20 protein-coding genes are annotated in these 25154 nt (G+C 72.4%); 14 read left to right on the forward strand and 6 right to left on the reverse strand.

Features of this window, described 5'->3' with window-relative positions:
• Positions 1-245 precede the first annotated feature (245 nt).
• From leuS to ACIO92_RS05570, 7 genes are all read left to right on the forward strand, one after another.
• Positions 246-3122 (forward strand): leucine--tRNA ligase, encoded by a 2877-nt coding sequence (gene leuS / locus ACIO92_RS05540; protein ID WP_402282337.1) that lies wholly within the window; start codon positions 246-248, stop codon positions 3120-3122.
• 122 nt (positions 3123-3244) lie between these two features.
• The gene (locus ACIO92_RS05545; RefSeq protein WP_401238002.1) at positions 3245-4012 is read left to right on the forward strand and encodes a hypothetical protein; all 768 of its coding nucleotides are present in this window, start codon (positions 3245-3247) and stop codon (positions 4010-4012) included.
• Between the two features lie 113 nt (positions 4013-4125).
• Positions 4126-4971 carry a DegV family protein gene (locus tag ACIO92_RS05550; protein ID WP_366440547.1) on the forward strand — a complete coding sequence of 282 codons (846 nt, stop codon included), beginning with the start codon at positions 4126-4128 and terminating at the stop codon, positions 4969-4971.
• Between the two features lie 414 nt (positions 4972-5385).
• Positions 5386-6246, forward strand: coding sequence for a helix-hairpin-helix domain-containing protein (locus ACIO92_RS05555; RefSeq protein WP_402282340.1), 861 nt, complete (start codon positions 5386-5388; stop codon positions 6244-6246).
• Positions 6243-8975, forward strand: a complete 2733-nt coding sequence (locus tag ACIO92_RS05560; RefSeq protein WP_402282342.1) for a ComEC/Rec2 family competence protein — start codon at positions 6243-6245, stop codon at positions 8973-8975. The genes ACIO92_RS05555 and ACIO92_RS05560 overlap by 4 nt, the downstream gene beginning before the upstream one ends.
• Before the next feature lie 135 nt (positions 8976-9110).
• On the forward strand, positions 9111-9746 hold the full coding sequence (locus tag ACIO92_RS05565; protein ID WP_366440544.1) for a helix-turn-helix domain-containing protein: 636 nt from the start codon (positions 9111-9113) through the stop codon (positions 9744-9746).
• Positions 9747-9751: 5 nt separating this feature from the next.
• Positions 9752-11023 (forward strand): MFS transporter, encoded by a 1272-nt coding sequence (locus tag ACIO92_RS05570; RefSeq protein ID WP_402055242.1) that lies wholly within the window; start codon positions 9752-9754, stop codon positions 11021-11023.
• Between the two features lie 13 nt (positions 11024-11036).
• Here ACIO92_RS05570 and ACIO92_RS05575 read toward each other — a convergent pair whose 3' ends face one another.
• Entirely contained in the window at positions 11037-11711 is a 675-nt protein-coding gene (locus ACIO92_RS05575; protein WP_402282344.1) for an NAD-dependent epimerase/dehydratase family protein, read from the reverse strand.
• A gap of 106 nt (positions 11712-11817) precedes the next feature.
• Entirely contained in the window at positions 11818-12738 is a 921-nt protein-coding gene (locus tag ACIO92_RS05580) for an oxidoreductase (protein ID WP_402055245.1), read from the reverse strand.
• A 64-nt stretch (positions 12739-12802) separates the two neighbouring features.
• On the opposite strand from ACIO92_RS05580, the gene ACIO92_RS05585 reads away from it, so the two are divergent.
• Positions 12803-13375 carry a TetR/AcrR family transcriptional regulator gene (locus ACIO92_RS05585; RefSeq protein WP_366440540.1) on the forward strand — a complete coding sequence of 191 codons (573 nt, stop codon included), beginning with the start codon at positions 12803-12805 and terminating at the stop codon, positions 13373-13375.
• Between the two features lie 84 nt (positions 13376-13459).
• Here ACIO92_RS05585 and ACIO92_RS05590 read toward each other — a convergent pair whose 3' ends face one another.
• On the reverse strand, positions 13460-13720 hold the full coding sequence (locus ACIO92_RS05590) for a hypothetical protein (RefSeq protein WP_384860157.1): 261 nt from the start codon (positions 13718-13720) through the stop codon (positions 13460-13462).
• A 33-nt stretch (positions 13721-13753) separates the two neighbouring features.
• On the opposite strand from ACIO92_RS05590, the gene holA reads away from it, so the two are divergent.
• Positions 13754-14746: a DNA polymerase III subunit delta gene (gene holA, locus ACIO92_RS05595; protein WP_366440539.1), complete on the forward strand. Its 993-nt coding sequence runs from the start codon at positions 13754-13756 to the stop codon at positions 14744-14746.
• Between the two features lie 454 nt (positions 14747-15200).
• On the opposite strand, the gene rpsT is transcribed toward holA, so the two are convergent.
• Complete coding sequence (rpsT, locus tag ACIO92_RS05600) at positions 15201-15467, reverse strand: 30S ribosomal protein S20 (RefSeq protein WP_351792905.1); 267 nt, start codon at positions 15465-15467, stop codon at positions 15201-15203.
• 184 nt (positions 15468-15651) lie between these two features.
• Between rpsT and lepA the strand changes: the two genes are divergently transcribed.
• The 3 genes from lepA (at position 15652) to hemW (ending at position 21040) form a co-directional block, all read left to right on the forward strand.
• Positions 15652-17517 (forward strand): translation elongation factor 4, encoded by a 1866-nt coding sequence (gene lepA, locus ACIO92_RS05605; protein WP_366440538.1) that lies wholly within the window; start codon positions 15652-15654, stop codon positions 17515-17517.
• A gap of 197 nt (positions 17518-17714) precedes the next feature.
• Entirely contained in the window at positions 17715-19592 is a 1878-nt protein-coding gene (locus ACIO92_RS05610; RefSeq protein ID WP_402282348.1) for an AMP-dependent synthetase/ligase, read from the forward strand.
• A gap of 215 nt (positions 19593-19807) precedes the next feature.
• A complete protein-coding gene (hemW, locus tag ACIO92_RS05615; protein WP_366440536.1) occupies positions 19808-21040 on the forward strand; it encodes a radical SAM family heme chaperone HemW in 1233 nt (410 codons plus the stop codon).
• Between the two features lie 157 nt (positions 21041-21197).
• Here the strand turns inward: hemW and ACIO92_RS05620 are convergent, their stop codons facing one another.
• Entirely contained in the window at positions 21198-22001 is an 804-nt protein-coding gene (locus ACIO92_RS05620) for a DUF3097 domain-containing protein (protein ID WP_401238015.1), read from the reverse strand.
• Between the two features lie 10 nt (positions 22002-22011).
• Positions 22012-22740, reverse strand: coding sequence for an MBL fold metallo-hydrolase (locus tag ACIO92_RS05625; protein ID WP_402282351.1), 729 nt, complete (start codon positions 22738-22740; stop codon positions 22012-22014).
• A gap of 147 nt (positions 22741-22887) precedes the next feature.
• On the opposite strand from ACIO92_RS05625, the gene hrcA reads away from it, so the two are divergent.
• Complete coding sequence (gene hrcA / locus ACIO92_RS05630; RefSeq protein WP_351792922.1) at positions 22888-23907, forward strand: heat-inducible transcriptional repressor HrcA; 1020 nt, start codon at positions 22888-22890, stop codon at positions 23905-23907.
• On the forward strand, positions 23907-25043 hold the full coding sequence (gene dnaJ / locus ACIO92_RS05635; RefSeq protein WP_366440533.1) for a molecular chaperone DnaJ: 1137 nt from the start codon (positions 23907-23909) through the stop codon (positions 25041-25043). The genes hrcA and dnaJ overlap by 1 nt, the downstream gene beginning before the upstream one ends.
• Positions 25044-25154: the final 111 nt, after the last annotated feature.

Consider the following 25154-nt stretch of genomic DNA (forward strand, 5'->3'; position numbering starts at 1 on the left):
CCTCTCCCTCCGGCCCGTGCGCGCGACCGCTCCCCGGAACGCCGGTGCGGCCCGCGCGGGCCCTGCGGTACCCTGGCGCCATGCGTGCCGTACGCCTTCTGCTTACCGAGCCGCGCTGATCAGTCCCGACGGACGACAGACATTCCGTCGGAGTCGGCGCGGCGTCCCCTCCTGTGCGAGGGGATTTTTCATTTCACGGCAGTCCGTGGCAGTGGGCAGAGACGATCGATGGAGCTTCAAGGACCATGACCGAGATCAATACGGCCGTCGAGACGGCGGCCCCGCATCGCTACACGGCGGCCATGGCCGCCGACATCGAGGCACGCTGGCAGGACTTCTGGGACGCCGAGGGCACCTACGAGGCGCCCAACCCCACCGGTGACCTGGCGGGCGACCCCGAGGTCGTCGCCCGCCCCAAGAAGTTCATCATGGACATGTTCCCGTACCCCTCGGGCGCGGGACTGCACGTCGGCCACCCGCTCGGCTACATCGCCACGGACGTCTTCGCCCGCCACGCGCGCATGACCGGCCACAACGTGCTGCACACCCTCGGCTTCGACGCCTTCGGCCTGCCCGCGGAGCAGTACGCCGTGCAGACCGGCACGCACCCGCGCGTGTCCACCGAGGCCAACATGGAGAACATGAAGGTCCAGCTGCGCCGGCTGGGCCTGGGCCACGACAAGCGCCGGTCGTTCGCCACGATCGACCCCGAGTACTACAAGTGGACCCAGTGGATCTTCCTGCAGATCTACAACGCCTGGTACGACGACGAGGCCGGGAAGGCCCGTCCGATCGCCGAGCTGATCGAGCGGTTCGAGAACGGCACCCGTGAGATCCCCGGCTCCACGCGCGCGTGGAACGAGCTGACCGCCACCGAGCGCGCCGACATCCTGGGCGAGTACCGCCTGGCGTACACCTCCGAGGCACCGGTCAACTGGTGCCCCGGCCTGGGCACCGTCCTGGCCAACGAGGAAGTCACCTCCGACGGCCGCTCCGAGCGCGGCAACTTCCCCGTCTTCAAGGCCAAGCTGCGCCAGTGGAACATGCGGATCACCGCCTACGCGGACCGCCTGCTCGACGACCTGGACGCGCTGGACTGGCCCGAGGCCATCAAGCTGCAGCAGCGCAACTGGATCGGCCGCTCCGAAGGCGCCCGCGTCGACTTCCAGGTCGGCGACACCGGCGCCATCACCGTCTTCACCACCCGCCAGGACACCCTGTTCGGCGCCACCTACATGGTCCTGGCGCCCGAGCACGATCTGGTCGACCGGATCGTCCCGGCCGCCTGGCCCGAAGGCACCCACGACGTGTGGACCGGCGGACACGCCACCCCGTCCGAGGCCGTCGACGCCTACCGCAAGCAGGCCGCCTCCAAGTCCGACGTCGAGCGGCAGGCCGACGCCAAGGAGAAGACCGGCGTCTTCACCGGCGCCTACGCGACCAACCCGGTCAGCGGCGACCGCGTCCCGGTCTTCATCGCCGACTACGTCCTGATGGGCTACGGCACCGGCGCCATCATGGCCGTCCCCGCCCACGACAGCCGCGACTTCGCCTTCGCGCGCGCCTTCGAGCTGCCGATGCGCTGCGTCGTCGAGCCCGACGACGAGCGCGGCACCGACCCCACCACCTGGGACGACGCCTTCGCCTCGTACGACGCGAAGCTGGTGAACTCCGCCAACGGCGAGATCTCCCTGGACGGCCTGGGCGTCGTCGACGCCAAGGCGAAGATCACCGCCTGGCTGGCCGACCGGGGCATCGGAGAGGGAACCGTCAACTTCCGGCTCCGCGACTGGCTGTTCAGCCGCCAGCGGTACTGGGGCGAGCCCTTCCCCATCGTCTACGACGAGGACGGCGTCGCCCACGCGCTGCCCGAGTCGATGCTGCCGCTGGAGCTGCCCGAGGTCGAGGACTACTCGCCGCGCACCTTCGACCCGGACGACGCCGACACCCGGCCGGAGCCCCCGCTGTCCCGCAACGAGGACTGGGTCGACGTCACCCTGGACCTCGAGGACGGCAACGGTCCGCGCCGCTACCGCCGCGAGACCAACACCATGCCCAACTGGGCAGGTTCCTGCTGGTACGAGCTGCGCTACCTGGACCCGCACAACTCCGAGAAGCTGGTCGACCCGACGGTCGAGGAGTACTGGATGGGCCCCCGCGAGGGAATGCCCACCGGTGGAGTCGACCTGTACGTCGGCGGCGCCGAGCACGCCGTACTGCACCTGCTGTACGCGCGGTTCTGGTCCAAGATGCTGTTCGACCTGGGCCACATCTCCTCCGCCGAGCCGTTCCACAAGCTGTACAACCAGGGCATGATCCAGGCCTTCGTCTACCGCGACGCGCGCGGGATCGCCGTCCCCGCGGTCGAGGTCGAGGAGCGCGACGGAGCCTTCTGGCACGAGGGCGAGAAGGTCAGCCGCGTCCTGGGCAAGATGGGCAAGTCCCTGAAGAACGCCGTGACGCCCGACGAGATCTGCTCCGAGTACGGTGCCGACACCCTGCGCCTGTACGAGATGGCGATGGGCCCGCTGGACGTCTCCCGCCCCTGGGACACGCGCGCGGTGGTCGGCCAGTACCGGCTGCTCCAGCGGCTGTGGCGCAACATCGTCGACGAGGCGACCGGCGAGGCCACCGTCGTCGCCGCCGAGCCCGACGAGGACACCCTGCGTGCCCTGCACAAGGCGATCGACGGCGTCGCCCAGGACATGGCCGCGATGCGCTTCAACACCGCCATCGCCAAGGTGACCGAGCTGAACAACCACCTGACGAAGTCGGGCGGCGCGCTGTCCCGGTCCGTCGCCGAGCGGCTGGTCCTGCTGGTGGCCCCGCTGGCCCCGCACATCGCCGAGGAACTGTGGCGCAAGCTCGGCCACACCGACTCGGTCGTCCACCAGGACTTCCCGGTCGCCGACCCGGCGTACCTCGTCGACGAGACCGTGACCTGCGTCGTGCAGATCAAGGGCAAGGTCAAGGCCCGCCTGGAGGTCCCCCCGTCGATCACCGACGCCGACCTGGAGGCACTGGCCCTGGCCGACCCCCACGTGGTCGGCGCACTGGGCGGCGCCGAGATCCGCAAGGTGATCGTGCGCGCGCCGAAGCTGGTCAACATCGTCGCCGGCTGACGAACCCAGGGGTTTCCCCTACGGGCAGGTTGGGGGTTCCGATGGAACCCCCGACCTGCCTCTTCCGTTTACCGTGGAGGAACCACATCAGTGGGGACTCGACGGACGCCGGAGGGGCGCACATGGAAGCCGCGATTATCACGATCATGGCGCTGCTCTTCTTGTCGTTCGTGGCGCTCGGCGTCTACGTGACGGTCAAGGCGGTCAAGGCGGCCAAGCGCGGGGTCGACCGCACGATCGACCAGGCCCGGCGCACGGTCGAGGACACCACCCTGCGGGCCAAGAGCTTCGGCCAGGCGGGAGTCGCGGGCGAGCTGGCCAGACTCCGGCTCTCCCTGCGCACCTCGATGCGGGCCACCCAGGAGGCCCTCCAGGCCGGTGTCGGAGAGGACGCCTCCCTGAAGGAGTCCCTCGACCTGTTCCACCGGCTCAGCGCGCACGGGCTCGAACTGGACGACGACCTCAGGCGCCTCGAACGGGAACCCGACCGGGCCTGGGTGTCCGGGCAGCTCCCCGACCTCACCGCCCGCACCGAGCGGATCACCGGCTCCGCCGACGCGCTGCGCCGCGCGGCCCGGGACCGGGCCCTGAAGTTCGCCGAGGACGACCTGTCGGCGCTCAGCGACCAGATCGACGTCGAGGCGGGAGCCCTGCGCCACTGGACCGGCCCCGAGACCACGTCGGCCGGGACCGGCGCCACCGGCACCGCCCCCGGAGGACGGACCGGATGGGGACAGTCCTCGGAACAGCACACACAGCACGAACAGCACGGGCAGGCGGGACAGGCCGCTCCGGGCCACGAGGACGAACGGCCCGCGATCACCGCCCCCGACCCCCGGCGGACCCCCTACTCCTGGGAGAAGTCGGCCCGCCCCGAGACGACCACCTGACCCCCCGACCGGCCCGGGACCGCCCCGGGTCCACACCCCCGGACGGACCCGCCGGACATCGGCGGTGGGGGCCGGGCTGCCACACCGAGGCAACGCCGGGTAACCTCCCGCTCATGTCCCGGCATGTCGCGATCGTCACCGATTCCACGGCCTACCTGCCACGTCGGACGAGGGAGCGGCACGCCATCACCACGGTGCCGCTGACCGTCGTCATCGGCGACCGCGCCCTGGAGGAGGGCACCGAGATCTCGGCGCAGGCACTCGCCGAGGCCCTGCAGAAGAGACGGCCCGTCACCACCTCACGGCCGAGCCCCGAAGTCTTCGCCGAGGCCTACCGGGAAGCCGCCGAGGCCGGGGCGAAGGGCGTCGTCTCGCTCCATCTGTCCGCCGAGGTCTCCGGCACCTATGACGCCGCCGTGCTCGCGGCGAAGGACGCACCCCTGCCCGTACGGGTCGTCGACACCCGGATGATGGGCATGGCACTCGGCTTCTGCGCCCTGGAGGCCGCCAGGGTCGCCGAGGCGGGCGGCTCCCTCGACGAAGCGGTCGCCGCCGCGGAGAAACGCGCCGAGGGAACCAGCGCCTACTTCTACGTCGACACCCTCGACTATCTGCGCCGGGGCGGCCGGATCGGCGCCGCGCAGGCACTCCTCGGCTCCGCGCTCGCGGTGAAACCGCTCCTCGAACTCCACAACGGACGGATCGAACTACGGGAGAAGGTGCGGACGGCCTCGAAGGCCATCGCCCGCCTGGAGGAGATCGCCGTGGAACGGGCCGGTACCGGCGCCGTGGACATCGCCGTCCACCACCTCTCCGCGCCCGAACGGGCCGCCGCCCTCGCCGACCGGCTCAGGGAACGCGTACCGGGCACGGCAGACGTGCAGGTCAGCGAAGTGGGCGCGGTTATCGGCGCGCACACGGGCCCCGGGTTGCTCGCGGTCGTCGTCTCCCCCCGCTGAGGCTGTCCATCCGCCAGGAGGGTGACGGGGTTTTCCACAGCGGGGCGCCTGTCCACGGAACCCGAACGCGCCCCGCACGGCGGGGTCGCGGTCCCTACCGTCAGCCGTATGACTCTTCACACACGTACGGCAACGACTCTTCCCGATCGTCCGATGGACCTTCCCGACGCCCCGGGTCCGGCGCACCCACCGACGAGCGTGGCCAGGGGCAGGGCCAGGACCGTGGCCATGAGCGGGGTCACGAGCGGGCCGGGCAGGGCGCCCAGGGCAGACGACCGGAGCCGCCCCGGAGCGCGGGATACGGCCACGGGACGCGGTACGGAGCCTGGGCACGGTCCGGCGGCAGGGCATGGCGCGGTATCCGGGCACGGTACGGCCTCCGGGCGGGTCAGGCGGCGGGTTCGCGTCCGGCGGGTGGTCGTGGCGCCGGTGGACGGCGCCCGGCACCGGGGCGACGCGCTGTTCCCGGGAGCGGCCCCGCAGGAGACTGCGGCCGAACCGCTGCGGGGAACCCCTGAGGAACCCGAGGCATGGCAGCGCGGCTCGCCGCCCGGGGCCCGCCGACGACTCGCGGCGGCACTGCGCGAGCGGACCCCGGTGTGGGTGCAGACCCGGTGCGGCCTCGAACCGAGGACACTGGCCGCCCTGACGGTGGTCCTGGTGGTGGCCGGTGGCCTCGCGGGCGGCTACTTCTGGACCGGGCGACCGGAGCCGGTGCGCGCTCCCGACCTCGTACGGGCCGCCACGTCCATGGACCCGTCCGCACCAGGGCCCGTGCCGCGCGCCGGGGCGGCAGCGGGACGGGGCGCGCTTCCCGCCCAGGGCGGGGCGAATCCGGGCGGGGCGAAGGTGATCGTCGACGTCGGTGGCAAGGTCCACAGGCCCGGGGTGCTGACGCTGCCCGCCGGGTCCCGGGTCGCGGACGCCCTGCGCGCGGCGGGCGGCGCGAAGGAGAACACGGACCTCACGGGCCTCAATCGGGCCCGGGTGCTCCTCGACGGCGAACAGGTCCTCGTCGGACTGCCGGGCATCTCCGCCACAGGGCCTGGCTCCGGTCCCGGTACGGGCAGCGGCGGGCCGGGGGTGCCGCTGAGCCTGAACACGGCCACGGTGGAGCAACTCGACGCTCTCCCGGGGGTCGGCCCCGTCCTCGCCGGGCACATCGTCGACCACCGGGCAGAGCACGGAGGCTTCCGCTCGGTCGGGGAATTACGGCAGGTCAACGGCATCGGTGAGCGCCGGTTCGCCGACCTCGAACCACTGGTCCGGCCATGAGGCGGAGCGAGGGGCAGGGCGGGGCGCGGGGCACGGAGACGGTTTCGGGGCACGGGGAAGCGGCGGTCGAGGAACGAGACAGGACGACGGCCCGGAGTCCCGGAAGGGACGGGGACCCGACGGACTCGGGGAGGACAGAACGCCCCACGACGTACCGGAGGGACGAGGGGCCGACGGATCTGCGGCTCGTACCGCTCGCGGTGGCGGCATGGGTGGCCGCCGCCTGGGCACTGGGCGCCACCGGGTGGTGGACGTTCGCCGGTGCCGGGGGCTGTCTGGTGGCGGCCACGGTCCTGCTGGCGCCGGTCGTGGCGCGGTGGCGGCACCGTGGCGGGGGGCGGGACGGGGAGCGGCGCGGCGACGGCCCGGTGGGACGGTCCGGCAAGGAGGGGCGGGGAGGCGACCGGGAGCGGAAGGGGGCAGCGGGGTGGGGACTGCGGACGACCGCGTGCGCCGGGGCGTTGCTGTGCGCCGCTGCCGGGGCGACCTCGGCGGGACTGCACGCGGCGGACCTGCGGAGAGGACCCGTCCCGGCACTGGCGGAGGACGCCGCGCGCGTGCACCTGGAGGTGACGGTGGCCTCCGACCCGAGGCTCACCAGGCCCAGGGTGCGGGGAAGCGGGACGGTCCCCGTGTCCGTCGTCCTGGACGGCGTGGTGACCGAGGCGCGGCGGCCGGTGCTGCCGGACGTCTGGGCGCACCGCCGGACGGGCGCGGCACCGGACGACGGGGCCGTCCGGACCAGGGCCCCGGTCCTGGTGATCGTGCCGCCGGGGGAGGGCCGGTCGGAATGGCTACGGCTCCTGCCCTCCACCCGGCTGAGGATCACCGGACGGCTGGGTCCGGCACGGCCGGGCGAGCCGTACGCGGGGGTGCTCAAGACGGACGGGGCCGGGCCGCCCAGGATCGTCGGGCCGCCCACCGCGCCGCAACAGATGGCGGGGGAACTGCGCGCCGGACTGCGCCGGGCGACCGAGGGGCTCGCACCGGACGCGCGGGCCCTGCTGCCGGGCCTGGTGGTGGGGGACACCTCCCGGATCGGGCCGGAGCTGAGAGACGCCTTCGAGGCGACCGACCTCACTCATCTTCTGGCCGTATCCGGGAGCAACCTCTCCATCGTGCTGCTCCTGCTCGTCGGACGGCCGGGACGGGCCCATCGGGTGGAGCGCGGTGGACTCGCACCCCGGCTGGGACTCTCGCTGCGGGGCACCGCGTTGGCGGGCGGAGCGCTGACGCTCGCGTTCGTGGTCGTCTGCCGACCGGATCCGAGCGTGCTGCGGGCGGCGGCCTGCGGGCTCGTCGTCCTCCTCGCGATCGGGACCGGCAGGCGGAGATCGCTGATCCCCGCACTGGCCGCGGCCGTGCTGCTCCTGGTGCTCTACGACCCCTGGCTCGCGCGGAGTTACGGCTTCCTGCTCTCGGTCCTGGCGACCGGGGCGCTGCTCACCCTCGCACCCCGGTGGAGCGAGGCGCTGCGGCGGCGCGGGGTACCCGGCGGACTCGCTGAGGCGCTCGCGGCCGCACTGGCGGCGCAGGCGGTCTGCGCTCCGGTCGTGGTGGTCTTCGCCGCCCGGGTGAGCCTGGTCGCGATCCCCGCGAACCTGCTGGCCGAACTCGCGGTGGCGCCCGCCACGGTGCTCGGTTTCGCCGCGCTCGCGGTGGCGCCGCTGTGGGCGTCGGCGGCGGAGTGGCTGGCGTGGCTGGCGGGGTGGCCGGCCGGGTGGATCGTGCGGGTGGCCCGTACCGGCGCGGCGCTGCCGGGGGCGGAAATGGCCTGGCCCGGCGGATGGTGGGGTGGTCTCGCCCTGGCGGCGCTCACGGTCCTGTTGGTGTTCGGGGCGCGCGGGCTGCCGTACCGGGGGCCGATCGGATCGTTGCTGGCGGTGGTGCTGTTGCTCGTGGTGACGCGGCCGGTGCCCCTGACCCGGTGGGCCACCGGGTGGCCGCCGCCGGGCTGGGTGTACGCGATGTGCTCGGTGGGACAGGGGGACGCGACGGTGCTCGCGGCGGGCGGGGACGCGGGCGTCGTGGTGGACGCGGGCCCGGACCCGGCAGCCGTGGACCGGTGCCTGAGCGAACTCGGGGTCCGGAGAGTGCCGTTGCTGCTGCTGACCCACTTCCACGCGGACCATGTGGCCGGGCTCCCGGGAGTGTTGCGGGGGAGGGAAGTCGGAGCGATCCAGGCGACGAGTCTCGAAGAGCCGCCCGCCCAGGCCGCGTTCGTCCGGCGGACGGCGGCGGCGGCACGCGTGCCACTGATCCGTGCCGGGCCGGGCGAGCGGCGACGAGTGGGGAGCCTGGAGTGGCGGGTGCTCTGGCCGATGGCGGGGGCAGGAGCAGGAGGCGGGGAGTTCTTCGAGGGGCCGAACGACGCCAGTGTCGCCCTGCTGGTCCGGGCGGCCGGTGGACTGACCCTGTTGCTGCTCGGGGACCTGGAGCCACCGGCGCAGCGGGCACTGCTGAGAGCCCATCCGGAGCTCCCGCCGGTCGATGTGCTCAAGGTCGCCCACCACGGTTCCGCGTACCAGGACCCGGGGTTGACGCGGGCCGTGCGGCCGAGGCTCGCGTTGGTGTCGACGGGCCGGGACAACCCGTACGGTCACCCCTCGCCCCGGACGCTGGACCTGCTGCGGGACGGCGGAGCGCGGGTGCTGCGGACCGACCGGGACGGGGCCGTCGCGGTGGTGGGGTCGGGGAACGGGCTCGTGGCGGTGCCGAGGGGCGGATGAGGGGCAGATGAGGGGCGGGGTGGGTGGGGGGCGAGGGGGAGGGGGGGAGGGCCCCCTCGCCCTCTGGGCCTCGCCCCTCCCCGTACATCTAAAGAAATGCTTGTAAAGAAATCTTTCTAAAGATATCTTTACATCATGTCGGAGAACAGTGATCCCCAGTCCGAGGGCGAGCGGTCCGAGGGCGAACAGCCCCGCAGTGTTCGGCTCACCGACCCGCGCGCCCTGCGGGCCTACGCGCATCCCCTGCGGATGACCCTGGTGGGGATGCTGCGTACCAACGGGCCGTTCACGGCCACCCGGGCGGCCGAGCTGACGGGGGAGTCCGTCGCCAGTTGCTCCTACCACCTGCGGATACTCGCCAAATACGGGCTCGTGGAGCAGGCGCCCGGCGGCAAGGGGCGGGAGAAGCCCTGGCGGGCCACGGCGCTGTACACCGAGTGGCCGGAGTACAGCGAGGACCCGGCGGTCGCGGAGGCGGCCGACGCGCTCGGTTCGGCCATCGCCGAGCGTTACTTCGAGCGGGTCACCCGGGCCATGGAGAACCGGCGACAGCTGTCGAAGGAGTGGCGGCAGGCCGAGCAGTTCGGCGACACGATGCTCCACCTCACCCCTGAGGAGCTGACCGCCCTCGGCGCCCGGATCGACGAACTGATGCGGCCCTACGAGGCGCGCGCGTCCGACCGGTCCCTGCGGCCGGAGGGCTCGCGGCCCGTCAGCATCGTGCGCATCGCCTATCTGGACCAGGAAGTCACCGAGAGCGGAGCGGAGTGAACCGCATGGCCCTGAGGGACCGGGTGCCGCCGCTGCTGCGCGAACGCACCTTCCGGCGCTACTGGACCGGACAGACCGTGTCCCTCGCGGGGGACCAGATATCGCTCATGGCGATCCCGCTCGCCGCCGTCCTCGTCCTGGGCGCGGACGCCGCAGCGATGGGCTGGCTCAAGACCGTCGAACTCCTGCCGGCCCTCCTGCTCAACCTGCCCTTCGGGGCCTGGGCCGACCGGCAGACCAGCCGTCGACGGGCCATGGTGGCGACCGACATCGGGCGGGCGGCACTGGTGCTGTCCCTGCCGGTGGCCTACGCGCTGGACGCGCTGACGCTGACCCAGCTGTACGTGGTGGCGTTCGGCGTCGGGGCGCTCACCGTGCTCTTCGAGGCCTGCAACACCACGCTCTTCGTGGCGCTCGTACCCCCGGATCAGTACGTACAGGCGAACTCGCTGGTGAACGGAAGCCGTTCGACGGCCTGGCTGGCCGGGCCCGGGGCCGGCGGGCTCCTGGTGCAGTTCCTCACCGCCCCCTTCGCCCTGGTCGCGGACGCCGTCACGTATCTGGTGTCGGCCGGATACCTGGCGCGGATCAAGACGGTCGAGCCGCCGCCCGCGCCGGTCGTCAAGGGGCATTTCACCGAAGGGCTGCGGTGGGTGGTCCGGGAGCCTTCGATGCGGGCCCTGTTCGCCGCGTCGGGCACGGTCCAGTTCTTCAACTACATGTTCCACACGCTCTTCGTGCTCTACGTGACCGTCGAACTCGGCCTCGGGGCCGGGATGCTCGGGCTGGTGCTCGCCACCGGCGCCGTGGGCGGACTGCTCGGCGCGGTGTGCAGCGGAGCGGTCGTACGGCGGCTCGGCATCGGCGGGGCGCTCGTCGCGGGCTTCCTCGGCTTCACCCTCCCGCTGCTCCTGGTGCCGCTGGCGGGCGGGCCGCTGCCGGTGCTGGTGGGCGTGCTGTTCCTGGCGGAGTTCCTCTCCTGTATCGGGGTGATGGTCGTGGACGTCGCTGCGGGCTCCTTCCAGATGGCTCTGATACCCGACGCGGTGAGGGCCCGGGTCATGGGCGCCTTCCGGACGCTCAACCATGGGTTCCGGCCGCTCGGCGCACTGGTCGGCGGACTGCTCGGGACCGCGATCGGGCTGCGTCCGACCCTGTGGATCGCCACCGTCGGCGCCGCCTTCGCCGTGCTGTGGCTGCTGCCCTCCCCGCTGCCGTGGATGAGGGAGCTGCCCACCAGGGACGAGGAGCCGGTGCCCGTCCGGAAGGCGGCCTGAGGCTCCGTCAACGTCACTGGGCGGCGGCCTCGTTGATCGAGCGGCTGTCGAGGTACGGCCCGGGGGTGCCGGTGGCGGCGACCGAGAGCATCGCCCGGCCGATGGCCTCGGTGGTGGTCACCTGGTGGGGCGCCAGCCGTCTGATCAGCGGGAAGAGGGGAGCGGTGACGGCGTAGAGGGCCCGGTAGAGGGGCGTCCTGGAGGTGATGCCGTGCAGGGGCTGGATGTATCCGGGGCGGAAGAGGTAGGTGGACAGGGGCAGGGCGAGCAGATCGTTCTCCGTCCTCCCCTTCACCCGGGCCCATCTGCTCCTGCCCCGTTCGCTGGTGTCCGTCCCCTGCCCCGAGACGTACACGAAGGTGAGGCCGGGGCTCGCGTCGGCCAGGACGCGGGCCACGGTCAGGGTCAGGTCGTGGGTGATCCGCCGGTACGCCTCCGGGCTCAGCCCGGCGGAGGAGACTCCGAGGCAGTAGAAGCAGGCGTCGTACCCGGACAGCTCGTCCTCGATGCCGGGGCGGTTCATCAGCTCCGCGAGGTCGGGGTGGGTGATCTCCCTCAGCTCGGGGTGCGCGAGCCCGGTCGGGGTGCGCCCGACCACCAGGACCCGGTCGATCTCCGGGGAGCGGAGGCATTCGCGCAGGACGCCCCGGCCGACCATGCCGGTCGCTCCGAAGAGGATCACTCTCATTCGCTGGTCCTTCGCTGTGCGGGTGGGGCGGCGCGTCGGCCACGACCGGCGGCCGGTGCGCCCGGGAGGGAGTGCGGGGTGGCGTGTGGTGGGACGCCGGGACGGGTCATACGGGGTAGGTGACGCCGGTCAGTTCCTCGGACACGGTCCAGAGCCGACGCTGGGTCGCCCGGTCGTGGGACCTGGCGCTGGACGTCACGGGCCGGGGGTGTCCGCGCATACCGGTGATGCCGTCCGGGCCGTAGTACTGGCCGCCGGTCGCCCGGGGATCGGTGGCGGCACGCAGGGACGGCAGGGCCCCCTGCTCCGGACCCTGGGCGAACAGCGGCACGAGGACCTTGTCGAACAGGAGCCGTACGGGCGGGCTGAAGTCGCGGCTCAGGTCGGTGGCGGCTCCGCCGGGGTGGGCCGAGAGCGAGACGGTGGTGCCCCGGTCGGCCAGACGGCGCTGCAGCTCGTAGGCGAACAGCAGGTTCGCCAGCTTGGACTGCCCGTAGGCGCGCGCCGGGCTGTAGCGGCGCTCGGAGTCCAGGTCGTCGAAGTCGATGGAGGCGCCCAGCCGGTGGGCGCCGCTGCTGACGGTGATCACGCGTGAGCCGGGGACGGGCAGCAGACGGTCGAGGAGCAGTCCGGTGAGTGCGAAGTGGCCGAGGTGGTTGGTGCCGAACTGCAGCTCGTGGCCGTCCGCCGTCGTCGATCGGGGAGTCCACATCACCCCGGCGTTGTTGATCAGCAGATCGATGCGCGGGAAGTCGTCGCGCAGTCGCGCGGCGGCGGCGCGGACCGATGCGAGGGCGCTCAGGTCGAGCTTCTGGACGGTGACGGCGGCGCCCGGGGACAGTGCGGTGATCCGCTCGGCGGCCGTGCGGCCCTTGTCCGTGTTCCGTACGGCGAGGACGACGTGCGCGCCCTTCGCGGCGAGCGCCGCCGCCGTCTGGAAGCCGAGGCCGGTGTTGGCGCCGGTGACGACGGCGGTGCGTCCGGTCTGGTCGGGAATGTCTGCGGTGGTCCAGGGGTGCTTGCTCATGGATCCAATGTAGGCATCGACAACAATGATGTCAACGACAACATGCGGGGGGTAGGATGCCGCCATGGCGTACCACCACGGAAATCTGCGGACCGAACTGCTGGCCCGAGCCGAGACCGTCCTCGCGGACAGCGGCGTCGAGGCCCTCTCCCTGCGTTCGCTCGCCCGTGACCTCGGCGTCTCGCACGCCGCCCCCGCCCGGCACTTCCCGGACCGCCAGGCCCTGCTCGACGCCCTGGCCGTCGAGGGCTTCGGCCGCCTGGGTGAGCGGCTGCGGGGCGCGGTGTCCGACGACGGCCGGGACTTCGAGGAGCGGCTGACCGACACGGCCCTGGCCTACGTCCGCTTCGCCACCGCGCACCCCGCCCTGCTGGAGGTGATGTACGCGCGCAAGCACGACGAGCGGGCCCCCGAGGTGCGCGCCGCCTCCGACGCCTGCGGGGGTCTCCTGCTCGGCCTCTTCGCCGGAGGCGGTGCGTCGCTCGGCGACCCGGAGCGCTTCGGAGTGGTCCTGCTCGCCGGGCTCCACGGCATCGCCGCCCTCGCCGGGAGCGGCGCCCTGCCCCCGGCCCACCGCGCCGAGGACCTCGCGGTCGACATGGTCCGACGCCTCCTGCGCGGCTCGCGCGCGGACTGAGACCGCGGGCTCACACAGCCCGGCCCCCGGGGTCTGCCCCGCTACGGCTCTCGGCCCGCCCCCCCCCGACGGCCCCGACGGCCCCTACGGGGCCTCCAGCCACCCCTCGTACTCGGCGGCGAGACCGTCCAGTGCCGCCGGGTCGAGCCTGCCTTCCGGGTCCTCGACGACCACCAGCCACTGGGCGTCCTCGGCGTCGTCCTCACCCGCCAGGGCGTCCCGTACGAGCTGGGGTTCCTCGGCCAGGCCGAAACGGTCGGGGAGCTCGCCCGCGACCTCCTCGGCGGCGTCGCGGTCGGGCAGTACCAGTACGTGTCGTTCGCTCACCCGGCCATTCTCGGGCATCGCTGTCAGTGGCCCGTGGGATGCTGGAACGCGATGGCCACCAGAAAGACTTCTCCCGACGACCTCCTCGGTCCCGTGACGCTCGCCGTGGGGCAGGAGGACCTGCTCCTCGACCGTGTCGTGCAGGCGGTGGTGGCGGCCGCCCGCGCCGCCGACGCCGACACCGACGTGCGCGACCTCATGTCCGACCAGCTCCAGCCCGGGACGCTGGCCGAGCTGACCAGCCCCTCGCTCTTCGCCGAGCGCAAGGTCCTGGTCGTGCGGAACGCGCAGGACCTCTCCGCCGACACGGTCAAGGACGTCAAGGCGTACTTCGACGATCCGGTCGAGGACATCTCGCTGGTCCTGCTCCACGCGGGCGGGGCCAAGGGCAAGGGCCTGCTCGACGCCGCGCGGAAGGCGGGCGCGCGGGAGGTGGCCTGCCCGAAGACGACGAAGCCCGCGGAGCGGCTGACGTTCGTCCGGCAGGAGTTCCGGGCCGTCGGACGGTCGGCGACACCCGAGGCGTGTCAGGTGCTCGTGGACGCGATCGGCAGTGACCTGCGGGAGCTCGCGGCCGCAGCCGCGCAGCTCACGGCCGATGTGGACGGCACGATCGACGAGGCGGTCGTCGGCCGGTACTACACCGGACGGGCCGAGGCCTCCTCCTTCAACGTCGCGGACCGCGCCGTCGAGGGACGGGCGGCGGAGGCCCTGGAGGCCCTGCGCTGGTCGCTCTCGACCGGGGTCGCGCCGGTCCTCATCACCAGCGCGCTCGCCCAGGGAGTCCGGGCGATCGGCAAGCTGTCGTCGGCCCGGGGCGGACGGCCCGCCGACCTCGCCCGTGAGCTGGGAATGCCGCCCTGGAAGATCGACCGGGTGCGTCAGCAGATGCGGGGCTGGACCCCGGACGGGGTGTCCGTCGCGCTGCGGGCGGTCGCCGAGGCGGACGCCGGGGTGAAGGGCGGCGGGGACGACCCGGAGTACGCCCTGGAGAAGGCGGTGGTCGCGGTGGCCCGCGCGGCGAGGATGCGGCGCGGGGAATAGCGGGCCCGCGCGGTCGGCCCGGAGGACTCCGGGCCGCCCCGGAAACCCCTGGAGGCGGCGGCGCTCTCCGGCGTACGGACGGGACGGCACCCGCTGAAGAACCCCGCGCACCGAGCCGTACGCCCTCCGACGTCGGAGTCCGCTACGCGCGCGTCACGCGCGCACCGGTCGAAGCTCTACGCGAGGGGGCCTGACCCGCCTGCGCCCCCTGACCCGCGCCTGCCCCTGACCCCGTCTGGCGTGCGCCCTGGGGCCCGTGGAGCACGGGAAAGAGTCCCCTCCCCCCATGCCGAAGGCCCCGCTCTCCCCCGGGGAAGGGGAAGGAGCGGGGCCTCGGGTGAAGAAGATGGGCTCGCACCCGCGTGGCGAACGCGTCCGCGTGCGAGTCCTGGGTGGCCGGGCGGGAGCGGGAGAGAGGGCCCGCTGGGTCCCGTACGGCCGATCACATCAGAGCTCAGCCCTGGAGAGCGGCAACCTTGGTGGCCAGCGCCGACTTCTTGTTGGCGGCGGCGTTCTTGTGGATGACGCCCTTCGAGACAGCCTTGTCGAGCTGACGCGCGGCGGCACGAGAGGCAACGGTGGCCTTCTCGAAGTCGCCGGCGGCGACGGCCTCGCGGGCCTTGCGGATCGCGGTCTTGAGCGAGGACTTGACGGCCTTGTTGCGCAGGCGCGCCTTCTCGTTCGTCTTGTTCCGCTTGATCTGGGACTTGATGTTCGCCACGAAAAGAGCCTTTACAGGTTCGGTGTTCCTTCTGGATGCGCCTCGCAGCTGAGAGGGCATACGAGACACAGCTGTCCACAGTATCAGCGACCCCCTCGGCCGCCCAAACTCGGGCGTCGGGCGGCGGGCATGGGACCATGGAACCTACGTATCGATCCGACATCGCCCCGAGACGAGACCCTGCGTGCCCGCGACTCCTACCCACGTGCCCGAGCCGAGCCGTACCGACCCGGCTCTGATCCGCAACTTCTGCATCATCGCGCACATCGACCACGGCAAGTCCACGCTCGCCGACCGGATGCTCCAGCTGACCGGTGTGGTCGACCAGCGGCAGATGCGTGCCCAGTACCTCGACCGCATGGACATCGAGCGGGAGCGCGGCATCACGATCAAGTCCCAGGCGGTGCGGCTGCCGTGGGCGCCGACCGACGGGCAGGGTGAGGGCAGGACGCACATCCTGAACATGATCGACACCCCGGGGCACGTCGACTTCACGTACGAGGTCTCGCGTTCGCTCGCCGCCTGCGAGGGCACGGTCCTGCTGGTCGACGCGGCGCAGGGCATCGAGGCGCAGACGCTGGCCAACCTGTACCTGGCGATGGAGAACGACCTCACCATCGTCCCGGTCCTGAACAAGATCGACCTGCCCGCCGCCCAGCCGGAGAAGTTCGCCGAAGAGCTGGCGAACCTCATCGGCTGCCAGCCGGAGGACGTCCTCAAGGTCTCCGCGAAGACCGGCGTGGGCGTCGAGGCGCTGCTGGACCGGGTGGTCCGGGACATCCCCGCCCCGGTGGGCGACGCGGACGCCCCCGCCCGCGCGATGATCTTCGACTCGGTCTACGACTCGTACCGCGGTGTCGTGACGTACGTACGAGTGGTCGACGGGCAGCTCAACAAGCGCGAGCGCATCAAGATGATGTCGACCGGCGCCAGTCACGAACTGCTGGAGATCGGCGTCTCCTCGCCCGAGATGACCGCGTCCGACGGTCTCGGCGTGGGCGAGGTGGGCTACCTCATCACCGGTGTGAAGGACGTCCGCCAGTCCAAGGTCGGTGACACGATCACCTCCCTGCACAAGGGCGCCACCGAGGCGCTGGGCGGCTACAAGGACCCGAAGCCGATGGTCTTCTCGGGGCTCTACCCGCTGGACGGCTCGGAGTACCCGGACCTCCGCGAGGCCCTCGACAAGCTCCAGCTCAACGACGCCGCCCTGGTCTACGAGCCGGAGACCTCCGCCGCGCTCGGCTTCGGCTTCCGCGTCGGCTTCCTCGGTCTGCTCCACCTGGACGTGATCCGCGAGCGTCTGGAGCGCGAGTTCGGCCTCGACCTGATCGCCACCGCCCCCAACGTGGTCTACCGCGTGGTCATGGAGGACGGCAGCGAGCACACGGTCACCAACCCGAGCGAGTTCCCCGAGGGCAAGATCGACGACGTGTACGAGCCCGTCGTGCGCGCCACGATCCTCGCCCCCAGCGAGTTCATCGGCGCCATCATGGAGCTGTGCCAGACCCGCCGGGGCACGCTCATCGGAATGGACTACCTCTCCGAGGACCGGGTCGAGATCCGCTACACCCTGCCCCTCGCGGAGATCGTCTTCGACTTCTTCGACCAGCTGAAGTCCAAGACGCGCGGTTACGCCTCCCTCGACTACGAGCCCACCGGCGAGCAGGCGTCCAGCCTGGTCAAGGTCGACATCCTGCTGCACGGCGACAAGGTCGACGCCTTCTCCGCCGTCACGCACAAGGACGCCGCCTACGCCTACGGCGTGCGGCTGGTCGCCAAGCTGCGCGAACTCATCCCGCGGCAGGCGTTCGAGGTGCCGATCCAGGCGGCCATCGGCTCCCGGGTGATCGCCCGCGAGACCATCCGCGCCATCCGGAAGGACGTCCTCGCCAAGTGCTACGGCGGTGACATCTCCCGCAAGCGGAAGCTGCTGGAGAAGCAGAAGGAGGGCAAGAAGCGCATGAAGATGGTCGGCTCGGTGGAGGTGCCGCAGGAGGCGTTCATCGCCGTCCTGTCGAGCGACGAGTCCTCCGGCAAGAAGAAGTAGCCGGACCGCCAGAAGTAGCTTCATGATGCAACGAACGGGTCCACGCGCCGGGTGCGCGTGGGCCCGTTCGTTATCAAGCGACGCCCTGCAAGGCCTTACGCGCCGGTCCCCGGGCCTTTAGTCTGATCCCGGCTCGAAGGTTACTCGCCAGTTTTTTACGAACCGCCAGAAGGCACCGCCGCCGCCCGGAGGACGTCGTGAGCGACACACAGACCCAGATCGAGAACCGACCGCCCTCCGTGGCGACCCTCTTCCTTGAGCGCGTCGAGCGGACTCCGGACGCGGAGGCCTACCGCTACCCGGTGCCCGCCGCCTCCGGAACCGGCCCGGACGACTGGAAGTCGCTCAGCTGGAGCCAGGCCGCCGACCGGGTCTTCGCCATCGCCGCCGGCCTCGTCGACCTCGGCGTACGGCCCGAGGAGCGGGTCGCCCTCGCCTCCTCCACCCGCGTCGAATGGATCCTCGCCGACCTCGGCGTGATGTGCGCGGGCGCCGCGACCACCACGGTCTACCCGCAGACCAATGCCGAGGAGTCGGCGTTCATCCTCTCCGACTCCGAGTCCCGGGTGCTGATCGCCGAGGACGCGGCCCAGCTCGCCAAGGCCGTGGAGCGCCGTACCGGACTGCCGCACCTGCGCCATGTGGTCGTCGTCGACGCCACCGGGGTGGAGGGCGACGGCGAATGGGTCCTCAGCCTCGCCGATCTGGAGGCGCGCGGCCGGGCCCACCTGGAGAAGCACCCCGAGGCCGTCAAGGAGCGGGTCGGGGCGATCACCGCCACCCAGCTCGCCACCCTCATCTACACCTCCGGCACCACGGGCCGCCCCAAGGGCGTCCGCCTCCCGCACGACAACTGGTCCTACATGGCCAAGGCCATCGCCGCCACCGGCCTCGTCACCCAGGCCGACGTCCAGTACCTGTGGCTGCCGCTGGCACACGTCTTCGGCAAGGTCCTCACCTCCGGCCAGATCGAGGTCGGGCACGTCACCGCCGTAGACGGCCGCGTCGACAAGATCATCGAGAACCTGCCGGTGGTCCGGCCGACCTACATGGCCGCCGTCCCCCGCATCTTCGAGAAGGTCTACAACGGCGTCGCCGCCAAGGCCCGCGCCGGAGGCGGCGCCAAGTACAAGATCTTCCAGTGGGCCGCCGGGATCGCCCGCGCGTACGCCAAGGCCACCCAGGACAGCTTCCGCCGCACCGGCACCGCCTCCGCGCCCTTCGGCCTCACCGCCCAGCACAAGATCGCCGACGCCCTCGTCTACGCCAAGATCCGCGAGGCCTTCGGCGGCAACCTGCGCGCCTGCATCTCCGGCTCCGCCGCCCTCGCCCCCGACATCGGCTACTTCTTCGCCGGTGCGGGCATCCACATCCTGGAGGGGTACGGCCTGACCGAGTCATCCGCCGCCTCCTTCGTGAACCCGGGCGAGGCCTACCGCACCGGCACCGTCGGCAAGCCGCTCCCCGGCACCGAGGTCCGGGTCGCCGACGACGGCGAGATCCTGCTGCGCGGCCCCGGCATCATGGAGGGCTACCACGGGCTGCCCGAGAAGACCGCCGAGGTCCTGGAGTCCGACGGCTGGTTCCACACCGGCGACATCGGCGAGCTGTCCGCCGACGGCTATCTGCGGATCACCGACCGCAAGAAGGACCTGATCAAGACGTCCGGCGGCAAGTACATCGCACCGGCCGAGGTCGAGGGCCGGTTCAAGGCCGTCTGCCCGTTCGTCTCCAACATCCTGGTGCACGGCGCCGACCGGAACTACTGCACCGCGCTGATCTCCCTCGACGAGCCCACCCTCCTCGGCTGGGCCGCCGAGCACGACCTCGCGGGCCGTACGTACGCCGAGGTCGTCGCCGCGCCGCAGACGGTGAGGATGGTCCAGGGCTACGTCGACCGCCTCAACGAGGGCCTCCAGCGCTGGCAGACGATCAAGAAGTTCCGGCTGCTGCCGCGCGACCTCGACATCGAGCACGGCGAGCTCACCCCCTCGCTCAAACTGAAGCGGCCGGTGGTGGAGCGCGAGTACAGGACGCTCATCGAGGAGATGTACGCGGGCTCCCGGGAGTCCTGACCGGACGGGCCCCGACCGGAGCCGTGGACCACGCCGGGCGGGCGCCCCGGGCGGCTCCCGGGCGTCCCGGCGGTGCCTTGGCGGTGTCCTGGAGGGGGCGGCGACCGGGCCGACGGCCGTGATCGGCCGCACCCAGGGGTGACCGGTTCGTCCACAGGCGCCCGCCCGTCCACAGGGGCGGGCGCCGACTCCGGGCGGTACGGGACAATGGGGCCATGCCTTCCGTACTGCCCGATGGTGAGACCGTTCCCGACGACGGGTCGCTGCCCCCGCACGCCCTCGAAGGGGCCGGGGAACGGCCGCTCGGTTTCTATCTGCACGTGCCGTACTGCGCGACCCGCTGCGGCTACTGCGACTTCAACACCTACACGGCGAGCGAGCTGCGCGGCACCGGAGGCGTGCTCGCCTCCCGCGACAACTACGCCGAGCAGGTCGTCGAGGAGATCCGGCTCGCCCGGAAGGTGCTCGGCGACGACCCCCGCCCGGTGCGGACCGTGTTCGTCGGCGGCGGCACGCCCACCCTGCTCGCCGCCGGGGACCTCGTCCGGATGCTGGCGGCGGTCAGGGAGGAGTTCGGGCTCGCCGACGACGCCGAGGTGACCACCGAGGCCAACCCGGAGTCCGTCGGCCCCGACTACCTCGCGGAACTGCGGGCGGGCGGCTTCAACCGCGTCTCCTTCGGGATGCAGAGCGCCCGGCAGCACGTCCTGAAGATCCTCGACCGCACCCACACGCCCGGCCGGCCCGAGGCCTGTGTCGCCGAGGCGCGCGCCGCCGGGTTCGACCACGTCAACCTGGACCTGATCTACGGCACGCCCGGTGAGTCCGACGACGACTGGCGGGCCTCCCTGGAGGCGGCCATCGGCGCGGGCCCCGACCACGTCAGCGCCTACGCCCTGATCGTCGAGGAGGGCACGCAGCTCGCCCGCCGCATCCGGCGCGGCGAGGTCCCCATGACCGACGACGACGTCCACGCCGACCGGTACCTGATCGCCGAGGACGTCCTCTCCCGGGCCGGATTCGAGTGGTACGAGGTCTCCAACTGGGCCACCTCGGAGGCCGGGCGCTGCCTCCACAACGAGCTGTACTGGCGGGGCGCCGACTGGTGGGGCGCGGGACCGGGCGCGCACAGCCACGTGGGCGGGGTCCGCTGGTGGAACGTGAAGCACCCGGGGACGTACGCGGCCGCCCTCGCCGCCGGGAAGTCGCCGGGGGCGGGCCGGGAGCTGCTCCCGGCCGAGGACCGGCGGGTGGAGCGCGTCCTGCTCGAACTGCGGCTCAGGGAGGGCTGCCCCCTGGAGCTGCTGAGACCCGCCGGACTCGCCGCCTCCCGGAAGGCCCTGGCGGACGGGCTCCTCGACCCCGGCCCCTACGCGGACGGGCGGGCCGTCCTGACCCTGCGGGGACGGCTGCTCGCCGACGCGGTGGTCCGGGACCTGGTGGACTGAGCGAGGGCGACGCCCGACGGCGGCCGTACGCCCGCCGTCGCGGGGGAGGGGGAGCCGCTCGGCCGCGCGGACGGACCGGCCGGCGGAACACCTCCGCCGAGTGCGGACAGGGGCCGGGCTCCGGGCGTCACGGCGAGCCGACCGGAGTCCCCGGAGTTCAGGGCACGGTCACATGGTCGATCAGCCGTTCCACCGCGCCCAGCAGCTCCGGTTCCAGGTCCTTGTAGCTCGTCACCCTCGACAGGATGTGCTGCCAGGCCGCTCCCGTGTTCTCCGGCCAGCCCAGGGCCCGGCACGCGCCCGTCTTCCAGTCCTGGCCGCGCGGGACCGTCGGCCAGGACGGGATGCCGAGGGAGGACGGCTTCACCGCCTCCCAGACGTCGATGTACGGGTGCCCCACGACCAGGACGTCCGGAGAGGTCACCCGGGCCGCGATCCTCGACTCCTTCGAGCCCGGGACCAGGTGGTCCACCAGGACGCCCAGCCGGGCGTCCGGGGCCGGACCGAACTCCGCCACGATCGCCGGCAGGTCGTCGACACCCTCCAGGTACTCCACGACCACGCCCTCGATCCGCAGGTCGTCGCCCCAGACCCGCTCCACCAGCTCGGCGTCGTGACGGCCCTCCACGTAGATCCGGCCCGCCCGCGCCACCCGGGCCCGCGCCCCCGGTACGGCGACCGAGCCGGAGGCCGTCCGCGCGGGGCGCGCCGGGGCCGGGGAGGCCGGGCGGACCAGGGTCACCACCCGGCCTTCGAGCAGGAAGCCGCGCGGGTCGAGCGGGAACACCCGGTGCTTGCCGAAGCGGTCCTCCAGGGTCACCGTGCCCGCCTCGCAGCGGATCACCGCCCCGCAGAAACCGGTGGTGACCTCCTCGACGACCAGGTCCGGGTCGGCGGGGACCTCGGGGACGGGGGCCGACCTCTTCCAAGGGGGCGTCAGATCCGGGTTGTAGCTGCGCATTCGGGCGACGTTAGGCCACGGAGAACCGCCGTGCCAGTTCTTCGCGCTGGCGTCGCACGAACGGGGCGTCCACCACGGCCCCGTGCCCCGGCACGTACACCGCGTCCTCGCCGCCGAGGGAGAGCAGCCGGTCCAGCGCGTCCGGCCAGCGCGCCGGGACCGCGTCCGGGCCCGCCTGCGGCTCGCCCGACTCCTCGACCAGGTCGCCGCAGAACACCACCTCCCGCTCGCCGGGTACCAGGAGCGCCAGATCGTGGCCGGTGTGCCCGGGGCCCACGTTCGCCAGGAGGACCCGGCGGCCGCCCAGGTCGAGCGTCCACTCGCCGCAGACCACGTGCCGGGGGGCCACCAGGACGTCCGCCGCCTCCGCCGCGGCGGCCGGGTCGAGCCCGTGCCGCACCGCGTCCGCGAGCAGGGCCTCCCGCTCCCGGGGGCGGCGGAGCAGTTCGTCCGTGCCGACCGCGCCGAACACCTCGGCGCCCGCGAACACCGCCGTGCCGAACACGTGATCGAAATGGGGGTGGCCCAGTGCGATGTGCGTCACTCCCCGGCCGCCGGTGAGGCCCGCGACCTGCGCCCGCAGCTCGGCCCCCTCGGCGAGCGAGGACCCCGTGTCGTACAGGAGCACCGCCCGTTCTCCCAGCACGAGACCGGTCGTGGCGTCCCAGCCGGGGAGCCGTCTGCGGCCCACCCCGTCCGCGAGACGCTCCCATCCGTACGCTTCCCATTCGACGTCCATGCGGCGACGCTAACCGGTGGGGGCGCCGCCTCCTTGCCAGGAGCGACGCCCGCCGCCGTACACTGGCCGGGGATCTCTGGCACTCGGACCGGTCGAGTGCCAAAAGCGGAGCAACCGGAACGACGACGGCAGCTGGAGGTGTGCACGATGCTCAGCGAACGCAGGCTCGAGGTGCTGCGGGCCATCGTCCAGGACTACGTCGGGACGGAGGAGCCCGTCGGGTCCAAGGCGCTCACGGAGCGCCACAGGCTGGGCGTCTCGCCCGCCACCGTCCGCAACGACATGGCCGTCCTGGAGGACGAGGGCTACATCGCGCAGCCCCACACCAGCGCGGGCCGCATCCCCACGGACAAGGGCTACCGGCTCTTCGTCGACCGGCTGGCCGGGGTGAAGCCGCTGTCGACGCCCGAGCGCCGGGCCATCCACAACTTCCTCGACGGCGCGGTCGATCTGGACGACGTCGTCAGCCGTACGGTCCGGCTGCTCGCCCAGCTGACCCGCCAGGTGGCCGTCGTCCAGTACCCCTCGCTGACCCGTTCGACCGTGCGGCACGTGGAGCTGCTCTCGCTGGCCGCCGCCCGACTGATGCTGGTGCTCATCACCGACACCGGCAGGGTCGAGCAGCGGGTCGTCGACTGTCCCGCGCCCTTCGGGGAGACCGCGCTCGCCGATCTGCGGGCCCGGCTCAACAGCCGGGTCGTCGGCCGCCGGTTCGCCGACGTGCCGCAGCTGGTGCAGGACCTCCCCGAGTCGTTCGAGGAGGCGGAGGACCGCGCGACGGTCTCGACCGTGCTCGCTACCCTCCTCGAAACCCTGGTCGAGGAGCACGAGGAGCGGCTGATGATCGGCGGCACCGCCAATCTCACCCGCTTCGGACACGATTTTCCTGTGATGATCAGGCCGGTGCTCGAAGCCCTTGAGGAGCAGGTCGTGCTCCTCAAGCTGCTCGGCGAGGCCAAGGAATCGGGCATGACCGTACGTATCGGGCATGAGAACGCCCACGAGGGACTGAGTTCCACGTCCGTCGTCTCGGTCGGCTACGGTTCGGGCGGCGAGGCAGTCGCCAAACTCGGCGTGGTCGGACCGACCCGCATGGACTACCCCGGAACGATGGGAGCGGTACGCGCAGTGGCACGTTACGTCGGACAGATCCTGGCGGAGTCGTAGTGGCCACGGACTACTACGCCGTGCTCGGCGTGCGCCGCGACGCGTCCCAGGACGAGATCAAGAAGGCTTTCCGGAGGCTCGCCCGCGAGCTGCACCCGGACGTCAATCCCGATCCGAAGACGCAGGAACGATTCAAGGAGATCAACGCCGCCTACGAGGTCCTCTCGGACCCGCAGAAGAAGCAGGTCTACGACCTGGGCGGCGACCCGCTGTCGGCCTCCGGCGGAGGCGGCGCGGGCGGCTTCGGAGCCGGTGGCTTCGGCAACTTCTCCGACATCATGGACGCCTTCTTCGGCACGGCCTCGCAGCGCGGCCCGCGCTCGCGGACCCGGCGCGGCCAGGACGCCATGATCCGCCTGGAGATCGACCTCAACGAGGCGGCCTTCGGCACCACCAAGGACCTCCAGGTCGACACGGCGGTCGTCTGCACGACCTGTTCCGGCGAGGGCGCCGCACCGGGCACCTCCGCGCAGACCTGCGACATGTGCCGCGGCCGTGGCGAGGTCTCCCAGGTCACCCGGTCCTTCCTGGGCCAGGTCATGACCTCCCGCCCCTGCCCGCAGTGCCAGGGCTTCGGCACCGTCGTCCCGACCCCGTGCCCCGAGTGCGCGGGCGACGGCCGGGTCCGCTCCCGCCGCACCCTCACCGTGAAGATCCCGGCCGGTGTCGACAACGGCACCCGGATCCAGCTGGCGGGCGAGGGCGAGGTCGGCCCCGGCGGCGGCCCCGCCGGAGACCTGTACGTCGAGATCCACGAGACCCCGCACGAGACCTTCCAGCGGCGCGGCGACGACCTGCACTGCACGGTCACCATCCCGATGACGGCGGGCGCGCTGGGCACGCAGGTGCCGCTGCAGACCCTCGACGGCATGGAGGAGATCGACATCCGGCCCGGTACGCAGTCCGGCCAGTCGGTCCCGCTGCACGGGCGCGGCATCACCCATCTGCGCGGCAACGGACGCGGTGACCTCATCGTGCACGTCGAGGTGCAGACCCCCGGCAAGCTGGACGCCGAGCAGGAGCGGCTGCTGCGCGAGCTGGCCAAGCTGCGCGGCGAGGAGCGGCCGACCGGCCAGTTCCAGCCGGGGCAGCAGGGGCTGTTCTCGCGCCTGAAGGACGCGTTCAACGGCCGGTAGGGACACCGGCCGGTACGGCGAGGGGGGGGCGGCCGGGGGGCCGGGGGCCCCCCCCCCCCCCCCGGCGCGCCCCGCCCGCGCCCCCCCCCCCGCCCCCGGGCCCCCCCCCGG

This window comes from Streptomyces sp. NPDC087215 (assembly GCF_044744885.1).
In the GTDB taxonomy this organism is placed as follows: Bacteria; Actinomycetota; Actinomycetes; order Streptomycetales; family Streptomycetaceae; genus Streptomyces.

Bases quoted from the DNA above. Each gene is read 5' to 3' on its own strand.
- leuS (WP_402282337.1), top strand. From the start codon at position 246: ATGACCGAGATCAATACGGCCGTCGAGACGGCGGCCCCGCATCGCTAC.
- ACIO92_RS05545 (WP_401238002.1), top strand. From the start codon at position 3,245: ATGGAAGCCGCGATTATCACGATCATGGCGCTGCTCTTCTTGTCGTTC.
- ACIO92_RS05550 (WP_366440547.1), top strand. From the start codon at position 4,126: ATGTCCCGGCATGTCGCGATCGTCACCGATTCCACGGCCTACCTGCCA.
- ACIO92_RS05560 (WP_402282342.1), top strand. From the start codon at position 6,243: ATGAGGCGGAGCGAGGGGCAGGGCGGGGCGCGGGGCACGGAGACGGTT.
- ACIO92_RS05565 (WP_366440544.1), top strand. From the start codon at position 9,111: ATGTCGGAGAACAGTGATCCCCAGTCCGAGGGCGAGCGGTCCGAGGGC.
- ACIO92_RS05570 (WP_402055242.1), top strand. From the start codon at position 9,752: ATGGCCCTGAGGGACCGGGTGCCGCCGCTGCTGCGCGAACGCACCTTC.
- ACIO92_RS05575 (WP_402282344.1), bottom strand. From the start codon at position 11,711: ATGAGAGTGATCCTCTTCGGAGCGACCGGCATGGTCGGCCGGGGCGTC.
- ACIO92_RS05580 (WP_402055245.1), bottom strand. From the start codon at position 12,738: ATGAGCAAGCACCCCTGGACCACCGCAGACATTCCCGACCAGACCGGA.
- ACIO92_RS05585 (WP_366440540.1), top strand. From the start codon at position 12,803: ATGGCGTACCACCACGGAAATCTGCGGACCGAACTGCTGGCCCGAGCC.
- ACIO92_RS05590 (WP_384860157.1), bottom strand. From the start codon at position 13,720: ATGCCCGAGAATGGCCGGGTGAGCGAACGACACGTACTGGTACTGCCC.
- holA (WP_366440539.1), top strand. From the start codon at position 13,754: ATGGCCACCAGAAAGACTTCTCCCGACGACCTCCTCGGTCCCGTGACG.
- hemW (WP_366440536.1), top strand. From the start codon at position 19,808: ATGCCTTCCGTACTGCCCGATGGTGAGACCGTTCCCGACGACGGGTCG.
- ACIO92_RS05620 (WP_401238015.1), bottom strand. From the start codon at position 22,001: ATGCGCAGCTACAACCCGGATCTGACGCCCCCTTGGAAGAGGTCGGCC.
- ACIO92_RS05625 (WP_402282351.1), bottom strand. From the start codon at position 22,740: ATGGACGTCGAATGGGAAGCGTACGGATGGGAGCGTCTCGCGGACGGG.
- hrcA (WP_351792922.1), top strand. From the start codon at position 22,888: ATGCTCAGCGAACGCAGGCTCGAGGTGCTGCGGGCCATCGTCCAGGAC.